Source organism: Rhizobium jaguaris, from assembly GCF_003627755.1.
Lineage (GTDB): Bacteria > Pseudomonadota > Alphaproteobacteria > Rhizobiales > Rhizobiaceae > Rhizobium > Rhizobium jaguaris.
The window spans coordinates 3,343,413-3,364,015 of record NZ_CP032694.1 but is presented as its reverse complement, the minus strand read 5'-3'; the positions used below and the strand labels follow the sequence as shown (position 1 = coordinate 3,364,015).

Genomic DNA, 20,603 nt, shown 5'->3' with positions numbered 1-20,603 from the left:
TATGCATGTGACAATAATAATCACGATATAAGAGGGATCAATCAATGAGCTATGATGCGATCATTGTGGGTGCCGGTCACAATGGCCTGGCAGCGGCGGTGCATCTGGCGGCGAAGGGCTGGAAGGTCGCCGTCATCGAGGGCAATGCCGAGCCGGGCGGTGCGGTGAAAACCCGCGAGGTGACGCTGCCTGGTTTTCGGCATGACCTCTGCGCCATGAACCTCTCGATGTTCGCCGGCTCCGCCTTTTTCGCTGAGTACAAGAATGAGTTGACAGCTGCAGGTCTCGGCTTCGTTCCGGCAGCCGATTGTTTTGCTAGCGTCTTCCGCGACGGCACTTATCTCGGCGTCAGCACCGATCTGGAAAAGACGACGGGTGCGATCGCCGATATCTCGCCGCAGGATGCCGCCGCCTGGCGGGCCATGCTGTCGGAATTCGGTTCGGATGCGCCGCATATTTTCGGCTTGCTCGGTGCGCCGATGCCGTCGGCGGCGGCCGCACGGGTCGTCTGGAAGGCCTGGCGGGCGAAGGGGGCCGGCTGGCTCTACGAAACCGCACGCATGCTGTTTGCTTCGCCGCGCGATTTTCTCGATGCGCGATTCCAGAATGCTAAGCTCAAGACGATGATGGCCGCCTGGGGCCTGCATCTCGATTTCGCACCGGATGTCGCTGGCGGTGCGCTTTTCCCCTATCTTGAATCCATGGCCAATCAGGCTTTTGGCATGGTGGTCGGCAAAGGGGGCGCCGATACGATCGTCAAGGCGATGGTCGGTGTGCTCAAAGCCAAGGGTGGTGAGCTGATGCTCGGCACGCGTGTCGACAAGATCGTCACCTCCGGCGGCAAGGCGACCGGTGTTGTACTCGCCGACGGACGCCGTTATGAAGCCAAGCGCGCCGTCATCGCCAATATTCACCCGCAGATCCTGTTCGGAAAGCTCCTCGATCAGGATGCTTCCTGCCAGGAATTCGAGCGCAGGCTCGCCCGTTTCCGCGCCGGACCTGGCACGATGATGATCCATCTGGCGCTCTCCGGCCTGCCGGATTGGACGGCGGGCGAGGAGCTCAAGACATTCGCCTATGTCCACATCGCGCCGGATATGGAGATGATGTCGCGTGTCTATGCCGAGGCGATGGGCGGGCTTTTGCCGGCCGAGCCGGTATTGGTGGTCGGCCAGCCAACGGCTATCGATCCGTCGCGAGCGCCGGGTGGCCAGCATATACTCTGGGTGCAGGTGCGTGTCCTGCCGGCGGAATTCAGCCGCGATGCGACGGGCGAGATCGGCGGGCGGAATTGGGACGAGGTGAAGGATGTCTATGCCGAGCGCGTGCTCGAGATCATCGAGCGCTATGCACCGGGTCTGCGCGGCAAGATATTGGGCCGTTCGGTGTTTTCGCCTGTCGATCTCGAACGTGAAAATCCCAATCTGATCGGGGGCGACAATCTTTCCGGCAGCCACCATCTCGACCAGAATTTTCTGTTTCGCCCTGTCGCCGGCTATTCGCGCTACAAGACACCCGTCGGTTCGCTTTATATGTGCGGCGCTTCAACCTGGCCGGGTGCGGGCACGGGTGCCGGCTCCGGTTTCTTGCTGGGGAAAATGCTGGCTAAATGAACCTTTTCGGGCTTGATGCGTAAACCTTTGACATTTGAAATATTGCTCCGTAGACCGTTCATATATGAAATTGCAACGCGGTAATTTGAGCTGACATCATGGCTGAGTCCGAAAGTGGAACCGTCGATCTGGAAATCATCGTCCAGGGGACGCAAGAGGGCAAAAAGCAGGAGCTGCGGCTCTGGCTGCGCATGCTGTCGACCACAAAGCTGATATCACAGGAAATCCGCCGCCGCCTGCGCAACGAATTCGGCGCGACGCTGCCGCAATTCGACCTGATGGCGCAGCTCTATCGCGAGCGCGATGGTCTGCGGCTCGGTGAACTTTCCAAACGCACGATGGTCACCAACGGCAATGTGACGGGACTGGTGGAGCGGCTGGAAACGGACGGACTTGTCCTGCGCGAGACGCCCGATGGCGACCGGCGCGTAACCGTCGCCAAGCTGACAAAGAAGGGCGAGGAGCTCTTCGCGGCCATGGCTGCCGCCCATGAGGGCTGGTTGCGAGACATGATGGGTGACGTCGATCCCGCCATCATCGCCGAGCTGTGGAGGGATATAGGCGGGGTGAAGTCGTCCGTGAACAATCACCTTTCGGGCGCTGCTTTCGAATAATGGCAGCGCTTACCGCGCCTTCTCGCTCTTGAATCTCTTTTCGAGCACGCTCACAAGACGCACCATCGGCCAGAGCAGGATGATGTAGATCAGGGCGGCCATGATTAGCGGCGAGGGATTGGCATAGAAGCCCTGCGCATTCTGCCCTTCTTTCAAAAGCTCCGGCAGCGCCACGGTCGAAGCGAGCGACGTATCCTTGAACATCGAGACGCAGTTGCTGGTGGTCGGCGGAATGACGATGCGGATCGCTTGCGGCAGCACGACCTTGTAGAGTGTTATCAGGAAGGGAATGCCAAGCGCGGCAGCCGCCTCGAACTGGCCGCGCGGCACGCTCTCGATGCCCGAGCGGAAGACTTCCGCCGAATAGGCGGCGAGCACGATGGAGAATCCCAGGATCGCAGACCACCAGGCGGAAAAGCTGATGCCGACAAAAGGCAAAGCGTAATAGATCAGGATCAACACCACCAGCATCGGCATGGCGCGCATGATGTCGATATAGGCGACCATCAGCAGTTGGAACGGCTTGGGCGCATAGAGGCGGATCAGGCTGACGACCAGGCCGCCCAAAACACCGATGACGATGCTGACAACGCCCAGTGCCAGCGTCATCCAGAGACCATGCAGCAATTGAGGGAAGGCCGAAATCATGACGTCGGAGTTGAAGAAGGTATCGACGAGCGACATTGGCACTCCCATTAGGCAGAATAAAATGAAGGTCTATTACCACAATTGCGCCGGCCGAAACGGCCGGCGTTAGAATTTGCTCTGGAAAATGATCTTTTGATCACGCCTTGGGGATAGGCATTTCTGTCACGGTGGAGGAGCCGGCGGGCGCCTTGCTGCCGAACCACTTTTCGTGGATCTTTTCCAGCGTGCCGTCCTTTTTCATCGCGGTGATGGCATCGTTGATCTTGGCGACGAGCGGCGAGTCCTTGGTCATCATCAGGCCGTACTGTTCGCCGGTCTTGATGCGATCCTTGATGGCGAAGCCCTTAGTCTTGACGAAGAGATACTGCATGCCGGGGATGTCGCTGACGACCGCATCGATGCGGCCGGCGCCGAGATCGAGGAACATGTCCTGCTGCGAGTTGTAGCCCTTGACGTCGGCGAAGCCTTGCGCCGCCTTGTTGTCATTGACCCATTTTTCACCCGTCGATCCGGAGAGTACGCCGACAACCGCGCCCTTGAGATCAGCGAGCGACTTGATCGAGCTGCTTTCCTTGGCGGCAACGCCCATGTCGGAGTCATAGTAGGGCTGCGTGAAGGACTGCGATTTCAGGCGTTCCGGTGTGATGGTAATGGACGAGATCGCCACGTCAATGCGCTTGGAGCTCGTTGCCGCGAACAGGGCCTGGAAGCCATAGTCGGCGATGTTGGTCGTCATGCCGGCGCGCTTGGCGGCTTCGTTGACGACATCGACCTCGAAGCCTTCGAAACCGCCATTGGCGGTCTTGTATTCGAAGGGCGGGTTGTTCGGATAGGAACCGACATTCAATACATCGGCGGCATAGGCGAAGTGGCTTCCGCCGGCCAGGCCGACGGCGGTCGCTAGGACCAGTAGATTACGACGGGTAAAATTCATTGGTTTGTCTCCCTCTGGTTATGACCGCAGGCGCCTCGTGCCTGCGGGTATTGCCGGTTCGCGCATTATCGCGGGCCGTCATCTCATGGCCTCGACCATACGATCGAGCGCGATACGCATCTGTTCGGTATCCCGGAATGTGCACATGCGCAGGAATGCGCGCGACGATTCCCCGAAATGATAGCCGGGCGCCAGGCCAACGCGCGCTGTTTCGAGAACGCGCTCGCAGACCGCGGTGGCATCGGCTTCGCCCTGAATCGCGAAGAAAGCATACATGCCGCCGCGCGGTTTTTCCGGAAGGATGATACCCGGTATCTGCGGCAGTTTTTCGTAAGCGAGATCGAGGCCAGCCTTGATCCTGGAGCGGATTTCGGCAACCAGCGGCTCGCCTTCGTGTATTGCGGCGGCGGCGCCCGCCTGGATCATCGCAGACGTGCCGCTGTTGACATATTGCGTCATCGCGCCGAGCTGATCGGCGATCTTTGATGGGTGCGTGAGCCAGCCGATACGCCAACCGGTCATCGCCCAGGCCTTGGAGAAGCTGTTGACGGCGATCACCCGGTCGCCATCTTCGGCCACCTGGAGGATCGACGGTGCTATCCCCCCGTCGAAATAGAGACGGGCATAGACCTCGTCGGAAATGATCCAGATGCCAGTGCGGCGGCTGAAATCGAGCAGCGCCTGCATTTCTTCGCGTGTCGCGGTCCAACCGGTCGGATTGGCCGGCGTCGACAGGAAAATGGCGCGGGTGCGGGCATCGCAGCGCTCAAAGAGCTTGTCGAGATCGAGCCGCCAATCCGTGTCGAAATCCAGCGACACGGGCCGCGGCTCACCGCCGATCAGATGGATGGCATTGTGGATATTCGGCCATTGCGGCGCGACGTAGACGACATTGGTGCCGACATCGACGAGCAGCTCCAATGCCATGTAGAGGGCCTGCATACCGCCGGGCGCAACGGTGGTGCGCTCGATCGGGATCGGGCGACCGTGCCATTGGGTCTGATAGTCAGACAGGGCCTCATTGAGCGCCGGCAGGCCGCGCATGTTCGGAACATAGAAGGTCTGACCGTCGTCGAGCGCCTTCTTGGCGGCGTCGCGGATGAAGGCCGGCGTTACCATATCGCCTTCGCCGAACCATAGCGGGATGACGCCGCCGAGCTCGCGGGCGCGCTTGGCAAGCACGGCGATATTGTCAGTGCGCAAGTCACGGATCTGGGCGCGGATGCCCTCGAAGGCGTAGCGGTCGCGTGTCTTCTCGGACAAGCTGTGCGGTGGCAGAAGAGACAAAGAACTTTCCCTGGAAGCCTGATGTCAAAGGGGCGTTCCGTCGCGAATGACAGCGTTCCGGTCGCCCTTCATTCTTGGATGGTTATCCAAAATGAGATGCATTTCAAGGAAAAAGTTTTAAGCTTAAAAAATCGGTGGAAATGCCGAAAACAGCCGCGATTGAGGCTGTTTTCGACACGGATTTCACGTGGATGGATATTTGCGAGACATTCAGAGAATGCCTTTTTCGATTGCGCGGCGCAGCGGCCGCGGGGACTTGTCGTTAGAGGCCATGATGCGGCGTTCGAGAAAGCGATCCACCGATAGTGCGCCGGCGCCCGCCGTCACTAGAACGAACATGCCGCCGGCGATGGCCAAGTCCTTCTCGAAATGCAGGATTTCGTTGTGGTTGGCGAAATCCGCGTGGAACAACAACGCCGTCGAAAGGCAGAACAATCCGAGCGATAGGGCGCCGAGGCGGGTCAGCAAACCGAGGGCTACGGAAAGGCCCGCGGCAAGCTGCAGCGCGATCACGGCGAGAACCAACGGCTCTGGAACGCCAAGCTTCGCCATGGCGGTAACCGCGGCGTCGAAATTGAACGCCAGAGCCATGCCCTCATGCAGGAATATCCAGGCCATCAACAGCCGGCCGGCCAGAAGCGTCATGTCCATTGGATGCATGACATTTTCATTTTCCAAATAGTCCATGTGTCACCTCCCATTGGGGCGGTGCGCCTGCGAGGCGTCGTTCGATGTCACAGGCGCACGTGTGGGTCTCGGGTTAATTGGCGGCCTTGGCACTGGCAGTCTTGGTGTCGATTGCCTTTTGCAGGTCCTCCAGCTCTTCGCAGCCGCTTGGGCAAAGTTGCTTCAGCGTCGCCAGCTGTTCGTTTGCTTTGTCCATGTTGCCAGTCTCGACATAGAGCTCGCCGAGATATTCGCGGGCGCCCTTGTGATTGGGCTGCAGCTCCAGCGCCTTGGTGTAGTAGGTCAGCGAGGTCTTGAAATCGCCGGTCTTTCGGAGCGTGAAGCCCAGAAGATTATAAACGTCTGCCTGCTGGTGATCCTCAGCCAGATCGCGCAGTTCGGCCAATGCCCCCTCGTAATCCTTTGCGTCGATCTTGGCGCGAACGGAAGTCAAATCCGGCGCATCCGTGGTTTCCATGTTGTCGACGGCAAAGGCCGGTAGAGCCGCGGCTGCGGGGATGATGACGACCGCGCAAAGGCTGGCGGCGCCAAAGAGTGCGTATTTGATCATGATATGTCTCCTTCAGCTTTCACGCTTGTGTCGTTGGGGTAAAACCATAGGCATTGCCGTCCTTCACGAAGGTGCCGGAGCCCGGGAAGGGGAAATGCGAACCGCAAATCTTGATATTGTCTGCAATGATGCGGTCGATCAGCTTGCGCCGCGTGACGATGGCGGCTGGTCCATCCTGGTCGTAGCTGCCTTGCCAATCCGGATGGGGAGCGAGCAAGGCCGGCACATACATGATGTCGGCGGAGACCAGAAGTTGCTCCTTGCCCGAGGCGACGAGGAAGGTGGAATGGCCGGGCGTATGACCGGGTGCTGAGACGAGGTGAACGCCAGGCGCAACTTCGGCACCATCGCCGACCAGCTTCCAGTTTTTCCATTTCGGGAAGACGTCGCCGATACGGCGTCCGGCGTCCTTGCGGCCTGCCGCTAATGTGTCGACGCGGCCGGGTGCCGTCCACCAATTATATTCGTCGGCATTGGTGATGAGCTCGGCATGGGCAAAAACCGGCTCATTCGTGCCTTTTTCCATCAGGCCCCAGACATGGTCGGGATGGAAATGCGAGATGATCACCGTATCGATATTCTTGTAGTCGATACCGGCAGCGGCCATGTTGGCGGGCAGATGGGTGGCATTGGCCTGCCATTGGCCGACGCCGGAGCCGGCGTCCATCATGACCAGCCGGTCGCCGATCTTCAGGACGACGACGGTAAGCGGGATGGGCATGAATTCGGTGGTTTGGCCGGCGGCGGCCAACGCTTGCTTCGTATCCTCGATGGAGGCGTTTTGATGAAGGCGGGATCATGCGGCTTGCGCCAGATGCCGTCATAGATGGCGGTGACTTCGACATCCCCGACTTTATAGCGATAGAAGCCGACGGTCGGCTCCAGCGGTGTTTCGGCCTTGGCAAGTGATGGGATGAATTCCAGTCTCGCCGACAGGCCGAAAGCGGCAGCGGCAGCAGCCGAGCTGAGAACGGTGCGGCGTGTCATGTTGAGCATCGTCTTGTCTCCTCTTTGAGTGGCATCGCCACGCGAAGCGGAGGACAGGGGTCAATCAATGCCTCCGCTGTCGAAGGAGATCGCCGGTGTTGAAGGATTATTCCGGACTTCCGGCATCTTTCTGATAAGATTTTGATATGCTTTAGCTAATTCTACTGGCGTAGCTAGTCCGCCAGGTGCACATTGGAGCACAGAATGAGAATATCGCTGCTCGGTGCGGTCGCTGACGAAAAAATATTTGCAGGCAGCGAGAATAAAACGCTGCTTGAAACGATCTGGAGAGTGAAGAGCAACTTCCGCGGTCAGGGTCTGGCCCGACCGGAACCGACGCTGGAGCCATACAGGGATCATGACGACGGATATCCATTTCGCCTTCTCCACATTTGATGGTCGCCCGCCGCCGGGTCTCGCTTCACCGTTCAGTCGGCCGGTGATCGGGATGCGAGCTGTGGTCGCCTTTGTTCGGCAATCCGTCGTGCTATTCACAAAGACATGCTCGGCCGCCGCCATCGATACGGTCGGTCCGATGCTGCAATCGCTACATCACGAAAATATCGGGAGCGTTTCACCGGCGTCACGCGACTTGATGCGGCGGTTTCAAAATACCGTCGTTCCACACCTGGATGCCGCATATAATTTCGCACGGTTTCTGAGCCGGGATGCCGATGCGGCACAAGATATCGTGCAGGAAGCTTTTCTGCGTGCTTACCGCAATTTCGATGGCTATCGTGGCGGCGAGCCCCGCGCTTGGATGTTTGCCATTGTCCGCAACTGTTACTACGTCTGGCTGAGCGAAGGCCGGCGCAAGGCGCGCTTCGAGACGTCGATGATGGCGAGCGAAGCGAAGGACGACGATCAGCCCCACTCAGGCGTTGACGACGTCGCTTCTGAAGAGGATTCACCCGAGGCGGCGCTGATCCGCAAGACGGAGTCGCTGCGGGTCCGGCAAGTCATCAATTCCCTTCCGGACCTGTCACGAGAGGTTCTCGTGCTTCGAGAGCTGGAAAATCTATCTTACCGCCAGATCGCGGACATAACCGACGTGCCGATCGGAACCGTTATGTCACGGCTCGCGAGAGCGAGACGTGAATTCGGCGAGGCGTGGCAGCTGGGCGAGAAAGGCGGGGTCGCATGATGAGCGGGAAAACCCTGGAAAGCTGCCCGGAATGGGAAACGATCCTGCACAGTTATGTGGATGACGAACTCGATGCGGTCCATACGATACAATTCGAACAGCATTTTGCGACATGCCCGCATTGCACTGCCGCCTTGGAAGGGCTCAAAGACATGAAGCGGGTCCTCGGTCGGGATGATGTGAAGTGGAAGGCTCCGGATGAGGTTCGCGCGCGCATCATGACAGCTATTTCTGTTGAAGAAACCCGGCGGCAGGCGCACGTCCCGGAGGCGCGGCGTCGCGAGAACGTGTGGTGGCGTGGCCTGCAATTGTTCGGGCAATGGAGCTTCATACCATCGCTGGCCGCCCTGGCTGCTAGCCTGATGCTGATACTTGGCAATCCGCAGACAAGTGTGCCTATCCAGAACGAATTGCTCGCCAGCCATGTGCGTTCGATGCTCGCCAACCATCTGGTCGATGTGGAGACATCCGATCAGCACACGGTCAAGCCCTGGTTCAACGGCAAGATCGATTTCTCGCCGCCTGTGGTCGACCTTATGGCGGCGGGTTTTCCGCTGATCGGCGGTCGGGTGGACTATATCAATGGCCGGGTCGTCGCGGCGCTCGTCTATCGCCGCCACGGTCATGTCATCAATCTCTTCGTCTGGCCGGGAGAGAAGGTCGCGCAGAGCGAGACGGTGCACGACGGCTATAATCTCACCGAATGGTCTGGCGGTGGGCTGGTCTTCTGGGCGGTTTCTGATGTCGCCTCGGCCGATCTTGCTGCTTTCCGCGATAATTTTTCGAAAGCGGCGGGTCTTTAGCTCCGGTGCTCTATGGCTTTGTTGCGCCTTGCTGTCGTGCCTGGGCAACCCCATCGGCAAGGCTGGCGCCGAGAAACATGGTGTCGCTGGCGAGCAGGAAGAAGCTGATGCCGGCTGTTGACCAGGCTCCGATATCGTCCGGCGACGGTCGGAAAATGCCGACCGCGCGCCCGGCGGCGAGCGCGGTTTTCGCGATGGTGTCGATGGCGGCGTTGAGCTTGTCCTTCCCGGCAGGCCCCATCGCATCGATCGAGACGGAGAGGTCGCCAGGACCGATGAAGATGACGTCGATGCCATCGACCGCGGCGATCTCAGCGATATTGGCGAGCCCCTCCGCCGTCTCGACCTGGACGGCGAGGACGAGTTCGGCATTGGCCTTGGCGAGGTAATCCGGAATGCGGTAGCCGTAGGCCGCCGCCCGGCCGGGGCCGACGCCCCGCTCGCCGATCGGCGGATATCGCGTCGCAAGAACTGCAGCCTTCGCTTGCGCCGCCGTTGACACGCGCGGCACCAGAACGCCCGCCGCACCTGCATCCAACACCGAGGCGATGGCCTCCGGCGCGTGGCCCGGCACACGGACTATCGCTGGAACACGATGAACATCGGCGGCGCGGATCAGGTCCTCGATACGCTCGCGGCCGATCTGCGAATGTTCCCAATCGATGCAAAGGAAATCGACGCCTGCCGCTGCCGTGACCTCGATGGCAACGGGATGCGGAATCGCGGCGAAGGTGCCGATGAGCAGGTTTTTCTCGATGCAGTTTTTGCGGAAATTGCCCATGAGTTCTTCGCTCTCCAACGATCTCTGCGAAGAGGGATAGACTGAAAATACTAAGCTGCGAAGCAGCAATCCACTTTAGGCTTGAAGTATTTTGTGCGTCGTGCCGTCCGCCTCACATCTGATCTGAATCGACATCACAATTGCCGCGTGAATGTACCGTCATCAATCAACACATGAAGACCATCCCGTTTCCACGATCGTTCGTCGCCGCTCGAAGTTCGGACTAGGAAGTATGCGGAGATTAAGGAAGTTATTCTTCGCACAATTTGCGGAGAATAACTTGATTATGCGGAGAATAAGCAACATAAGTTCTCCGCAAGGAGTGGGAAGATGAGCCGCTACATCTACGACCGAGTCGACTGGCCAGCCTTCCGCTGGAAGGATGAGCAATTGTCACCGTTGCTTGGTACCATCCGCCACCGGCAGGGCCGCCTGATTGGTCATATGGAGTCCCTTGGCTTTCCATTGCGAACCGAGGCGGTTATGCAGACGTTGACCGAGGATATTATCAAGACCAGTGAGATCGAAGGTGAAATTCTCGATCGGCAGCAAGTCCGATCCTCTATTGCTCGACGGCTGGGTGTCGAAATCGCTGGACTGGTTCAGGCCGACCGACAGGTCGATGGCGTTGTCGAAATGATGTTGGATGCAACGCAGAATTTCGAGCGTCCGCTCGACGCCGAACGCCTGTTTGTCTGGCAGGCTTCTTTGTTTCCGATGGGACGCAGTGGGATGACCCGTGTGGTTACAGGAACCTGGCGGGATGATCGAGCGGGACCGATGCAAGTTGTCTCGGGTTCGTTTGGGCACGAAAAGGTGTATTTCCAGGCACCGGATGCGGGGCGGATCCATGCCGAAATGCAAGTTTTTCTTGATTGGTTCAATACGCCGACTGCGATCGATGAACTCTTGAAGGCCGCGCTAGCCCATCTTTGGTTTGTAACGATTCACCCTTTTGATGACGGCAATGGCCGTATCGCCCGGGCAATCGCAGATATGGGGCTTGCCCGCTCTGAGGGAACACCGCAGCGCTTTTACAGCATGTCGGCGCAAATCCGTGCCGAACGGAAAGCCTATTACGACATTTTGGAAAGAACTCAGAAAGGCGATCTCGATGTCACCACTTGGCTGGAATGGTTTCTCTCTTGCCTCGGTCGCGCTTTTGTAGGCGCGGAGGCAACGTTGGCCTCGGTGATGACCAAGGCGTACTTTTGGGAAAAGCATGCGGCGACGCCGCTTAATTCGCGTCAACGAGGTATGCTAAATCGCCTCCTGGATAGCTTTGAGGGTAAGCTTACCAGCTCCAAATGGGCAAAGATCGAAAATTGTTCGCAGGATACGGCACTACGCGACATTGAGGATCTGATTGCCCACGGCATTCTCGTTCGCGAGCCGGGTGGCGGCAGGAGCACGAGCTACGCTCTTGTCCGGTGAATGCAGCATTGCTCCCAAGAAGCGTTGCGGTGGCGGAGTTGTTCGGGCGCCCGCCACCGCTCATACGCGGCTTATTTGTGCCGCGCGATGACTTCGGTAAGGACTTTTTCGAAGCGGGCGATTTCTTCGACCTTGTTGTAGTGTACCAGGGATACACGGATCGCGCCGGTTTCCATGGACAGGCCAAGGCGCTTCATCAAGCGCGGGGCGAACATGTGACCGTCCCGCAGCCCGATACCAGCTTCGCCCATTTCAGCGGCGAATTGCTGTGGCGTGATACCTGGCATGTTGAAGCAGATGGTCGGCACGCGCTGTTCGAGGCGGGCCTCGTCGGAAATGCCGTAAATGACGGCGCCGTGACGCTTCAGAACGGCGATCATTTCGCGCGACAGCTTCAGTTCGTATTCGCGGATCGCAGCCATGGCGGCGGCAAGCGCTTCGCGACGGGTATGTGTGCCGGCCGGCAGGAACCGGAGGCCGAGAGCTTCGAGATATTTGACGGCGGCGTTCATGCCGGCGACGTTCTCATAGGTGAAGGTGCCGACCTCTATCTTGTAGGGCGGCACGTCCGGGATGAAATCTTCCTTGAAGGTCGGCAGCTTGACCAGTGCGTCGAAGCGGCCCCAGAGGAAGCCCATGTGCGGCGAGAAATTCTTGTAGCCCGAGCAGACGAGATAGTCGCAATTCCAAGCCTGTACGTCCATCAGGCCGTGCGGGCCATAGTGGACGCAATCGAGGAAAACTTCGGCGCCTGCCGCATGCGCCAGCTTGCCCACTGTGGCGACGTCGACGATCGTGCCGATGGAGTGGGCGGTCACAGTGCAGGCAACAAGACGGGTCTTGTCGTTCAGCAGCGGTTTCAGGTCTTCTGTGTGCAGCGTGCCGTCTTCGCGCATGCGCCACCAGACGATCTTGGCGCCATCGGCCTCCAGCGCCAGCCAGGTGGCGATGTTGGCGTCATGGTCCATATCGGTAATGACGATCTCGTTGCGCTCGCCGAGCAGCTTGGCAATACCGAGACTTACGAGGCGGATGAAGGACGTGGCGTTCTGGCCGAACGAGATTTCTTCCAGGCGGTAAGCGTTGACCAGCATGGCGACGCTCTCTCGCGCTTCGTCTAGATTGCGGTCAACGCCTTGGCTGTGCTGATATTTCGCCATGCGCTGGACGTTGTAATCGATGAGATGGTTGGCAACCGCATCGACCACCGTTTGCGGCACCTGCGCGCCGCCGGCATTGTCGAGAAACACGAAATCGCCGGCCTTTCGAATAGCCGGAAACATGGCGCGGACTTCATCGACCGGGAAGCGGTTGTGGCCGGAAAATTTCGACGGGGAAGGGGAGGCGCTCATGAGAATCTCGCTGCAAATGATGGGTTCAAAACTGATGTTATGATCATTTGATCACAAAATATTTGAGGGTTCAACTAAATTCATTCGTCCCGTAGCGGGATGTGCTACCGCCGCTGCGCGGAGGCTGGTCCCTTGGCGCGCGGTTCATCTTCCGATGCCGGGCAATAGTCGCGCAGGATCTCATGGGTGCGGCGGATATCGGCTACAACGCCATCGCGGGCGCGGGCGAAATCGCCGGCCTTCAGTGCTTCAATGATCGGGAGATGTGGGCCGGCGGGATCGATTTCGCCGCTCCGCATCAGAGGTTCGACGGAGGCTGACAACATACGCATATAGGGGCCGAAACGCAGCCACAGCGTTTCGATCAGTTGCAGCAGCACATCCGAGCCGGAGGCACGGTAAATGGTGAAATGGAATTGTTGGTTCCTCGCCATGAGTTCATAGACATTGCTGCTGCGGCCGATGGCGTGTTGTTCGGCGGCGATGCGCTCCAGTGTCTCGATGTCGGTGGCGGTCAGCCTGGGAATTCCAAGCTCGGCTGCCAGGCCCTCGACGGCGATGCGGGCGCGGCAGAGATCGTCGAGGCGGGCAAGTGTCACGATCGGGATGCGGGCCGAGCCGTTCGGCGCGACCTCCAGCGCATTTTCCGCCGCCAGCCTGCGCAAGGCTTCGCGCACCGGCATGTTACTGGTGCCGAATGTTTCGGCGAGCGAGGCGATGGTCAGCGTCTGGCCGGGGTCGAAATTGCCGGCCATCAGCGCGTTGCGCAACTGCTGGTACACGCCCTCTTGGATGGTCGTTCTCGAAGACACCGGTTCCAGGGCTATGCGCACGCTCGTTTCCTTTTTGCTCGGACGACTCCAGTCATAAGTGTCATGGTAGAACGAAGGGCGGCCGGATGGAAAGTGTTTCGACGCAAAGACCGGAACGCTAAAGCTCGTCGCGATCTTTCAGATTCGCTCCCACGCTTTAGCTCCTTGTTTTTGCATGTCGTTTTCGCAAAACCGCTGCACACTTTTGCGCGACACGCATTAGACCTCTTCCGTCTCCCAGGCTGCCTGATCGGCGCGCGGTACCGTTTCGCCCTTGGCGATTTTCGCCTGCCGCAGGCCGAGGCCGACACCGATGAGGGCGAGTGCGCCGCCGATGGCGTGATAGGCGTGCAGTTCTTCGCGCAGGATCGCCCAGGCGAGAATCGCCACGATGACCGGCAGGAGATTGATGAGCAGGGAGGTGCGCGCGGCTCCAAGTTTCTGGATGCCGATCATCCAGCAGAGCGGCGCGACCAGCGACGTCGGAATGGCCGCATAGAGGATCAGCGGCAGATTGGCCGAGGTGATCGGCGAGATATCCCCCAACAGGAAAACCGGGATCAAAAGAATGGTCGAAAAGCCGATCTGCCAAAACAATTGCTGCCACATGGAAAGGGGCGTCGCCCAGCGCTTCAACATCACGCCATACAGCGAGTTGGATAGCACGGCGATGATCATCAGGCCGTCGCCCACATGAAAGCCGCCATTCAGCAGGGTCGCCGGGTGGCCCTGAGACGTCAGATAAATCAGGCCGATCAGCGAGATGGCCCCGCCTGCCAGGCTGGTGGCCGTCAGTCTTTCTCCGGCCAGTGCGCTGGCGAGCAGCGTCGACAGCAGCGGCATCAGCGCCAGCATCACACCCATGTTCACAGCCGAAGTGGTTTTGGCGGCCTCATAGGCGAGGCTTTGATAGATGACCATACCGAGCGCGCCGAGGGTGGCGAGCTTCAGCCAATATTGCTTGACGAGAGCGCGGTTCCGCCATGCGGCCCGGCCGAGGAAAGGCAGCAGGACGACGAAGGCCAACAGCCAGCGATAAAAGGAGATCGAGCCGGGCGAGATGACGCCGGACGCAGCCTTTGTGACGATCGTGTTGCCGGACCAGATGAGGACGGTGCAAAGCGGTGCAATCGCCGCGCTCGTCATGATAGAGGCTGCGCCGGTGGTGGGAGAGGGCGGGTTGCTGCTCATGGCAGTCCTCCTGTCGGATGGTCGGCTTGGTCGGATCGGTTGGGATTGTGTTGGTACCGCTTTTACCGTTTGTCTGATTACTGGTATATAGCGAGTTTCGGACATCTGTAGTGGATTACGGACATGAGCGCACGCGAGCCGCGTATCCAAGGAGACCCGCCGCAGCCGGTCTCCTTCCGGACGGAAAACTACAAAGGCGGCACCGTCTTTCCCGCCAAGCGCCAGACCTGGGGCGAGCTGAACTATGCGCTCGCCGGCGTCGTCGATTTCGATATCCAGGGCGTGCGTTATCTGTCGCCGCCGCATTATGCGATCTGGATTCCGCCCGATGAGTTGCACGAGGCGTGGAACCAGTATGACGTCCGCTATGTCACCGTCTATGTCGAGCGGTCGCTCTGTGCTAATCTTCCGCCGGCACCGGCAACGCTTGGCCTCAGCCCGCTTCTGAAAGCGATCCTTGCCGATTTCGCGGCCCGTGACATCACCTTGCCAAAGAGCGAGGAAGACTTGCGGCTGGCACAGGTGCTGGTCGATCAGATTCGTTTGGCGCCGCGCAGCGAGAGCTATTTGCCGCTATCAGACGATGAGTTGCTCGGGCCGGTACTGAGGGCTTTGCAGGCCGACCCCGGTGACCGCCATTCCCTGACGGAATGGGCGCATCGGATGAAAACGACCGAGCGGACGCTTTCCCGCCGCTGTCACGACGATCTCGGCATCTCCTTCAACGAGTGGCGCCAGCGGCTGAAACTGGTCGCAGCGCTGGCGATGATCGACGCCGGCCAGCCCGTGCAACGGATCGCGGCGCGACTGGGCTACAGCAACGCCTCCGCCTTCATCGCCATGTTTCGCCGGCTGACGGGGACGAGTCCGACGCAGATGCGTTGATACCTTCACCGATCGATCACCAACACATCGAGCCTGCGCAATTGCTCGGGATCAGCCATGGCATCGATGCTGATAATGCGGCCGTCAGTGCCGACGGCAAAACGGAGCGCGATGCGCAATTTTCCGCCGAGGACGACAATGGCGCCGACAGCGCCGTTGATGACGGCCGGCAGGGCTCCCTGGGCGCGGCCGCGGAAAGTTTCGGCCACTGCTGTCTGTCCACGGATTTCCGCCAGCGAGCCCATCCGCGTTGCCACGGCATCGGCGCGGAAGAGGACATCCGGATCAAGAGCGGCGAGAAGCGCATGCATGTCGCCGCCTCGGGAGGCCGTCAGAAATGCGTCGACCACATGGCGCTGGCGGCTGAGATCTGCTTCCGCCGCGACGGGCGCTCCCTGCACCCGGCGGCGGGCGCGGCTGGCGAGCTGGCGTGTGGCGATCGTCGTGCGTCCGACGATCGGGGCGATTTCGTCGAATGGCATGTCGAACATGTCGTGCAGCACAAAGGCCAGCCGCTCGGCCGGAGCGAGCTTTTCCAATACCACCAGCAGCGCTAGGCCGACCGAATCCGCGAGCAGCGCGTCCCGTTCAGGGTCGGTACCGGTGCCGGCTTCGTGGCTGACGACCGGTTCAGGGACATGGATAGTCAGCGGCTCTTCGCGCCGGGATTTGCGGGAGCGCAGCCAATCGAGACAGATGCGGGCGGTAACCGTCGTCAGCCAACCGCTGAGGTTTTCGACGTCCGAGATATCCGCACGGCTGAGCCGCAGCCATGCTTCCTGCACCGCGTCCTCCGCCTCCGTGCGCGAGCCGAGCATGCGGTAGGCGACCGCGCGCAGATGCGGCCGGTTTGCCTCGAATTTTTCTGCCTGCCACTTTTTTTCGTCCATCGGTCACATTCCTTGTGTGCGCTCCGTCATGCCTATGACGAACGAAACCAAGCCGACGTGACAAAGGATCGGCATGGGGCGGTGTCGTCAAGATCGAGCCCGAATTGGGGCCACCTGAAAACACCTCAAGGAGAAAATGATGCAAGCCCGCATGAAGAACCCCGCCGTCATCCTGCCGGAAACCCTGCAAGCCCTCTTGGCAGTCAGCGCTTCGATTAAGGATCGCGGCGTGACTGAAAACACCATGGATCTCGTTCATCTGCGCGTCAGCCAGATCAATGGCTGCAGCGTCTGCACCGATATGGGCTTCCGCAAGCTGCAGAAGGAAGGAGAAAAGATCGAGCGCATCGTCGGCGTCTCCGCCTGGCGCGAAATGCCCTATTTCACGGAGGCCGAACGCGCCGCCCTTGCGCTCGGCGAAGCGATGACCCGGCTTGCCGACCGGCCGGACGCGGTGAGCGATGAAGTCTGGAATGAGGCGGCCAAATATTACGACGAAAAAGCGCTGTCTGCTTTGATCATCTCGGTTGCCGTCGACAATGTCTGGAACCGCTTGAACGCGACAGTCCGGCATCCGGCAGGGGCGTCCTGGAACTGATGATGTAGGATCATCGCGTCATAACCTTCTCCCTGCCCCCGGGGAGAAGGTTGTTAAACCGCTCCAAGCCGCGATGTCGCCAGCAATTTCGCCAACCAATCGACGAACACGCGCACCTTGTTGCTCAGGTGCCGGTTGGGGGGATAGACAATATGCAGCGGCAAAGTGCTGCGTGTCCAACCGGGAAGGATGGGGATGAGATCGCCCTTTGCAAGCGCCTCGCGAACCATGAAGGTCGGAGCTTGGGCAATGCCGAGGCCCATCAATGTGGCGTTGACATAGCTGCGGCTGTCGTTAACCGAGAGGATGTAGCGGGGGCTGATTTCCAGCGATTCGTTGCCGCGGTGGAATTCGAACGGAATCGTCCGCCCGGTCTGCGCGCGAAAATAGCTGACTGCATAGTGGCTACCCTCCAGCTCTTCCGGCCGTTCGGGAATGCCGTAGTTTTCGACATAGCGAGGCGCGGCACAGGTGACGAGATGCACTTCTCCGACGCGTCGGGCAATCAGCGACTGATCGCTCGGCATGCCCGCGCGCAGGGCGCAGTCGACATTCTCCGCCAGGTAATCCACCAACCGGTCGCCCACGCCGAGATCGATATGGATGTCCGGATAGCGCTTATGAAAATCACAGAGCGCCGGCATGACGATGGTGTCGGCAAAAGCGCCGGCCATTTCGACACGCAAACGGCCGCTCGGCAGACTCTGCGAATTGCTGATGCTGCCGTCCAGTTCCTCAATTTCGGAGAGAATCTGAATGGCACGTTCGTAATAAAGTGCGCCGTCTGTCGTTACCATGACGCGCCGCGTCGTGCGGTTCAGGAGCTTGGTGTGCAGATGCGCCTCAAGCGACTGGATGAGCGTCGTCACCGTCGCCTTCGGCATGGAGAGAGTTGTGGCGGCGCGGGTGAAATTGCCCGTCTCCACCACACGTGCAAATGCTCGCATTGCTGATAGCTGGTCCATTCCAGGGTGCCCTTCGACCGCAGCGAAAAGCGGTCGATTGTTTGTTCTCGTGAATAGTCTGATCGAATATAGGCTACTTATTCTCGGAACGGAATAACAATATGTTGTAGGGGTAAATGTTGCAACGCGGTATGGGGCGCTTGGTGCCGCGTGATTTGGAACATGATCGGAAACGTGTAGAAACAGTTTTCCGAAGAGATCATGTTCAATCGAATAGACAAGGATGTGGGTTCATGAGTGCGCCGTGGAAAGATGTGTTGCTGGAAAACGTGCCAACAGGGCCGGTCGCAGCACGGATCTACAACGGCGAAGGTATGAAGAAGGCAGCACCGATCGTGCTTTATCTGCATGGTGGCGCCTTTCTCGATACCGAGCATGCTATTGACCGACCGGTGGCCGCAAGTCTTGCGGAGGCTGGCGCGATCGTGGTTGCTGCCGATTACAGCAGCGGCAATCACAATGCCTTTCCGCAGGTGCTGGAATGTGCCTACGGGATTCTCGCCTATCTCGGCAACAAGCGGAACATGCTTGCGCTAGGCGGGGCGAAAAAATCGCTGCTCTTTGTCGCCGGTGAGGAATCGGGTGGCAATGTGGCTGCGGGCGTGGCTTTGAAGGCGCGCGATCAGATGCCCGGTTCGCTTGACGGACAGGTGCTGATTTCGCCGTTGCTTGATCCCTTCATGGGATCGAAATCTTTCCTCCAGGCGGAGGAAAGCGGCATGCGCGAGCGCTGGACAGAGGGTTGGAACCGTTACCTGGGTTTTCTGGGCGGTGTCTGTCACCCCTATGCGGCGCCTCGATACTGTTCGCGGCTTTCGGGCCTCGCGCCGGCATTGGTGCTCACGGCCGAGGACGACCCGCTCCGCGACGAGGGCATGGAATACGGCAGCCGCCTGAAAGGGGCCGGCGTCCGTGTTCGCCAGCAAGTCCTCCCCGCTGGGACGGGCTGGCCCACCATCTACGGCGGGCAGTCGAAAGACAAGCCGTCGTGGCAACAGGATGTCTGCTGTTGTTTCAAGAGCTTTGTCGAAGATGTGCAGGCTTGATCGACTAAGCCTGATGATGTCGAGACGATAGGAATTTTCGATCCCGTGCCCCAAGCCGGGATCAAAAGGAGAGACTAACATGAAGTCCAACGGTAAGCGCTGGGCCCTGTGGGGCGCCGGCATGGGTGTTGCTGTGGCCGTTGCGGGCGCAGCCTTCTATCTGGATTTGCCGCGCGGCGCTCAAGCGACCGAGGCGGCGGCCCCGGCAGCAAAGCCGGCCATCCCTGTCACCGTCGCCGCCGTCGAGGCGCGCGATATCACCGCCTGGCAGGAGTTTTCCGGCCGGCTCGAAGCCATCGATCGTGTGGAGGTACGTCCGCGTGTGGCCGGCGCCATCCAGTCGGTGCATTTCCGCGAAGGCGCTTTGGTCAAGCAGGGCGACCTGCTGGTGACGCTCGACCCGGCACCCTATGCGGCGGCCGTCGCCCAGGCGCAGGCGGAAGTTGCCGCGGCCGAATCCAAGCTCGACCTCGCCAAGGTCGAGCTCGATCGCGGCCAGAGGCTTTCCGATAACAAGACGATTTCGCAGAGCGATTTCGACACGCGCTCCAGCAATTACAACGCGGCCCAGGCCAATCTGAAGGCGGCCCAGGCGGCGCTGCAGACGGCCCAGCTCAGTCTGGACTACACGCAGGTCCGGGCGCCGATCTCCGGCCGCGTCGGTAAGATCGAGGTCACTGTGGGCAATCTTGTCGCGGCTGGTTCGTCCTCGCCCGCGCTGACGACGCTCGTGTCGGTCGATCCGATCTATGCCAGCTTCAACGCCAATGAGCAGGTCGTCACCGGCGCGCTCGCCCAGTTGCCGGCCGGCGACGGCACGGTGCCGCCGGTCGAGCAGATCCCGGTGCAGATCGGCACGGTCAGCGACAACGGCACGCCGATCACTGGCAAGCTACAGCTCATCGACAACGTGGTGGATGCCGCCAGCGGCACGATCGCGGTGCGTGCCATCTTCGACAATCCAGGCGGACGCCTGATCTCTGGCCAGTTCGTCCGCGTGCGCATGGGCCAGCCGAAGGCCGAGAACAGGATTATCATCGATGACCGCGCAGTTGGCACCGACCAGGACAAGAAGTTCGTCTTCGTCGTTGATGGCGAAAACAAGGTCAATTACCGGCAGGTCCAACTCGGTTCGCTGGTCGACGGGCAGCGAGTGATCGAGAACGGCCTGAAAGTCGGCGAAAAGATCGTCGTCAACGGGCTGCAGCGCATCCGTCCCGGTGCAGTCGTCGCGCCGCAATTGGCAGAGAAGGTCGCGACTGCTCAGTAAGACTTCGCCTTCTGCCCGTGGGCAGAAGGCCGACATTCCGAAATCACATGATCCGCCGGCGGCTCTCAAATCGCCGGACAGGGGTTTTGCATCGTTTTCACCCCGGAGGGGG

General features: G+C 59.9%; 21 protein-coding genes and 1 pseudogene. 9 read left to right on the top strand and 13 right to left on the bottom strand.

Annotation, left to right across the window (positions count from 1 at the left end; genetic code table 11):
• The first annotated feature begins 44 nt into the window (after positions 1-44).
• Together CCGE525_RS16395 and CCGE525_RS16390 are read left to right on the top strand one after the other, a co-directional pair.
• Positions 45-1,613: a phytoene desaturase family protein gene (locus tag CCGE525_RS16395; protein ID WP_120705209.1), complete on the top strand. Its 1,569-nt coding sequence runs from the start codon at positions 45-47 to the stop codon at positions 1,611-1,613.
• Between the two features lie 98 nt (positions 1,614-1,711).
• On the top strand, positions 1,712-2,227 hold the full coding sequence (locus CCGE525_RS16390; RefSeq protein WP_120705208.1) for a MarR family winged helix-turn-helix transcriptional regulator: 516 nt from the start codon (positions 1,712-1,714) through the stop codon (positions 2,225-2,227).
• A 9-nt stretch (positions 2,228-2,236) separates the two neighbouring features.
• On the opposite strand, the gene CCGE525_RS16385 is transcribed toward CCGE525_RS16390, so the two are convergent.
• The 7 genes and pseudogenes from CCGE525_RS16385 to CCGE525_RS38335 all read right to left on the bottom strand — a co-directional run bounded on the left by CCGE525_RS16385 (position 2,237) and on the right by CCGE525_RS38335 (position 7,680).
• A complete protein-coding gene (locus tag CCGE525_RS16385) occupies positions 2,237-2,911 on the bottom strand; it encodes an amino acid ABC transporter permease (RefSeq protein ID WP_120705207.1) in 675 nt (224 codons plus the stop codon).
• 100 nt (positions 2,912-3,011) lie between these two features.
• Positions 3,012-3,809: an ABC transporter substrate-binding protein gene (locus CCGE525_RS16380; RefSeq protein ID WP_120705206.1), complete on the bottom strand. Its 798-nt coding sequence runs from the start codon at positions 3,807-3,809 to the stop codon at positions 3,012-3,014.
• A gap of 78 nt (positions 3,810-3,887) precedes the next feature.
• The gene (locus CCGE525_RS16375) at positions 3,888-5,096 is read right to left on the bottom strand and encodes a pyridoxal phosphate-dependent aminotransferase (protein ID WP_245472032.1); all 1,209 of its coding nucleotides are present in this window, start codon (positions 5,094-5,096) and stop codon (positions 3,888-3,890) included.
• A 210-nt stretch (positions 5,097-5,306) separates the two neighbouring features.
• Complete coding sequence (locus CCGE525_RS16370; RefSeq protein ID WP_120705205.1) at positions 5,307-5,783, bottom strand: DoxX family protein; 477 nt, start codon at positions 5,781-5,783, stop codon at positions 5,307-5,309.
• Positions 5,784-5,856: 73 nt separating this feature from the next.
• Entirely contained in the window at positions 5,857-6,333 is a 477-nt protein-coding gene (locus tag CCGE525_RS16365) for a tetratricopeptide repeat protein (protein WP_120705204.1), read from the bottom strand.
• A gap of 19 nt (positions 6,334-6,352) precedes the next feature.
• Positions 6,353-7,329 (bottom strand): annotated as a pseudogene (locus CCGE525_RS16360) (MBL fold metallo-hydrolase).
• A 51-nt stretch (positions 7,330-7,380) separates the two neighbouring features.
• On the bottom strand, positions 7,381-7,680 hold the full coding sequence (locus CCGE525_RS38335; protein ID WP_162950197.1) for a hypothetical protein: 300 nt from the start codon (positions 7,678-7,680) through the stop codon (positions 7,381-7,383).
• A gap of 88 nt (positions 7,681-7,768) precedes the next feature.
• Between CCGE525_RS38335 and CCGE525_RS16355 the strand changes: the two genes are divergently transcribed.
• Both CCGE525_RS16355 and CCGE525_RS16350 read left to right on the top strand, forming a co-directional pair.
• Complete coding sequence (locus CCGE525_RS16355; protein ID WP_120706443.1) at positions 7,769-8,464, top strand: sigma-70 family RNA polymerase sigma factor; 696 nt, start codon at positions 7,769-7,771, stop codon at positions 8,462-8,464.
• Positions 8,464-9,267 (top strand): anti-sigma factor family protein, encoded by an 804-nt coding sequence (locus CCGE525_RS16350; protein WP_120706442.1) that lies wholly within the window; start codon positions 8,464-8,466, stop codon positions 9,265-9,267. The genes CCGE525_RS16355 and CCGE525_RS16350 overlap by 1 nt, the downstream gene beginning before the upstream one ends.
• 10 nt (positions 9,268-9,277) lie before the next feature.
• Here CCGE525_RS16350 and CCGE525_RS16345 read toward each other — a convergent pair whose 3' ends face one another.
• Positions 9,278-10,048, bottom strand: a complete 771-nt coding sequence (locus CCGE525_RS16345; RefSeq protein WP_120705203.1) for an HpcH/HpaI aldolase family protein — start codon at positions 10,046-10,048, stop codon at positions 9,278-9,280.
• 330 nt (positions 10,049-10,378) lie between these two features.
• On the opposite strand from CCGE525_RS16345, the gene CCGE525_RS16340 reads away from it, so the two are divergent.
• On the top strand, positions 10,379-11,482 hold the full coding sequence (locus tag CCGE525_RS16340; RefSeq protein WP_120705202.1) for a Fic family protein: 1,104 nt from the start codon (positions 10,379-10,381) through the stop codon (positions 11,480-11,482).
• Between the two features lie 71 nt (positions 11,483-11,553).
• Here CCGE525_RS16340 and CCGE525_RS16335 read toward each other — a convergent pair whose 3' ends face one another.
• From CCGE525_RS16335 to CCGE525_RS16325, 3 genes are all read right to left on the bottom strand, one after another.
• Complete coding sequence (locus CCGE525_RS16335) at positions 11,554-12,834, bottom strand: cysteine desulfurase-like protein (protein ID WP_120705201.1); 1,281 nt, start codon at positions 12,832-12,834, stop codon at positions 11,554-11,556.
• Positions 12,835-12,938: 104 nt separating this feature from the next.
• Positions 12,939-13,667, bottom strand: a complete 729-nt coding sequence (locus CCGE525_RS16330; RefSeq protein WP_120705200.1) for a GntR family transcriptional regulator — start codon at positions 13,665-13,667, stop codon at positions 12,939-12,941.
• A 198-nt stretch (positions 13,668-13,865) separates the two neighbouring features.
• Positions 13,866-14,837 (bottom strand): DMT family transporter, encoded by a 972-nt coding sequence (locus CCGE525_RS16325; protein ID WP_120705199.1) that lies wholly within the window; start codon positions 14,835-14,837, stop codon positions 13,866-13,868.
• A gap of 123 nt (positions 14,838-14,960) precedes the next feature.
• Here CCGE525_RS16325 and CCGE525_RS16320 point away from each other — a divergent pair, with 123 nt between their 5' ends.
• Entirely contained in the window at positions 14,961-15,722 is a 762-nt protein-coding gene (locus CCGE525_RS16320; RefSeq protein ID WP_120705198.1) for an AraC family transcriptional regulator, read from the top strand.
• Positions 15,723-15,727: 5 nt separating this feature from the next.
• On the opposite strand, the gene CCGE525_RS16315 is transcribed toward CCGE525_RS16320, so the two are convergent.
• The gene (locus CCGE525_RS16315; protein ID WP_120705197.1) at positions 15,728-16,612 is read right to left on the bottom strand and encodes a sigma-70 family RNA polymerase sigma factor; all 885 of its coding nucleotides are present in this window, start codon (positions 16,610-16,612) and stop codon (positions 15,728-15,730) included.
• A gap of 139 nt (positions 16,613-16,751) precedes the next feature.
• On the opposite strand from CCGE525_RS16315, the gene CCGE525_RS16310 reads away from it, so the two are divergent.
• Positions 16,752-17,210, top strand: a complete 459-nt coding sequence (locus CCGE525_RS16310; protein ID WP_120705196.1) for a carboxymuconolactone decarboxylase family protein — start codon at positions 16,752-16,754, stop codon at positions 17,208-17,210.
• Between the two features lie 53 nt (positions 17,211-17,263).
• Here the strand turns inward: CCGE525_RS16310 and CCGE525_RS16305 are convergent, their stop codons facing one another.
• Positions 17,264-18,175 carry a LysR family transcriptional regulator gene (locus CCGE525_RS16305; protein WP_120705195.1) on the bottom strand — a complete coding sequence of 304 codons (912 nt, stop codon included), beginning with the start codon at positions 18,173-18,175 and terminating at the stop codon, positions 17,264-17,266.
• Between the two features lie 233 nt (positions 18,176-18,408).
• Here CCGE525_RS16305 and CCGE525_RS16300 point away from each other — a divergent pair, with 233 nt between their 5' ends.
• Together CCGE525_RS16300 and CCGE525_RS16295 are read left to right on the top strand one after the other, a co-directional pair.
• Positions 18,409-19,221 (top strand): alpha/beta hydrolase fold domain-containing protein, encoded by an 813-nt coding sequence (locus tag CCGE525_RS16300; RefSeq protein ID WP_120705194.1) that lies wholly within the window; start codon positions 18,409-18,411, stop codon positions 19,219-19,221.
• Between the two features lie 79 nt (positions 19,222-19,300).
• A complete protein-coding gene (locus tag CCGE525_RS16295; protein ID WP_120705193.1) occupies positions 19,301-20,491 on the top strand; it encodes an efflux RND transporter periplasmic adaptor subunit in 1,191 nt (396 codons plus the stop codon).
• The last annotated feature ends 112 nt before the right edge of the window (positions 20,492-20,603 follow it).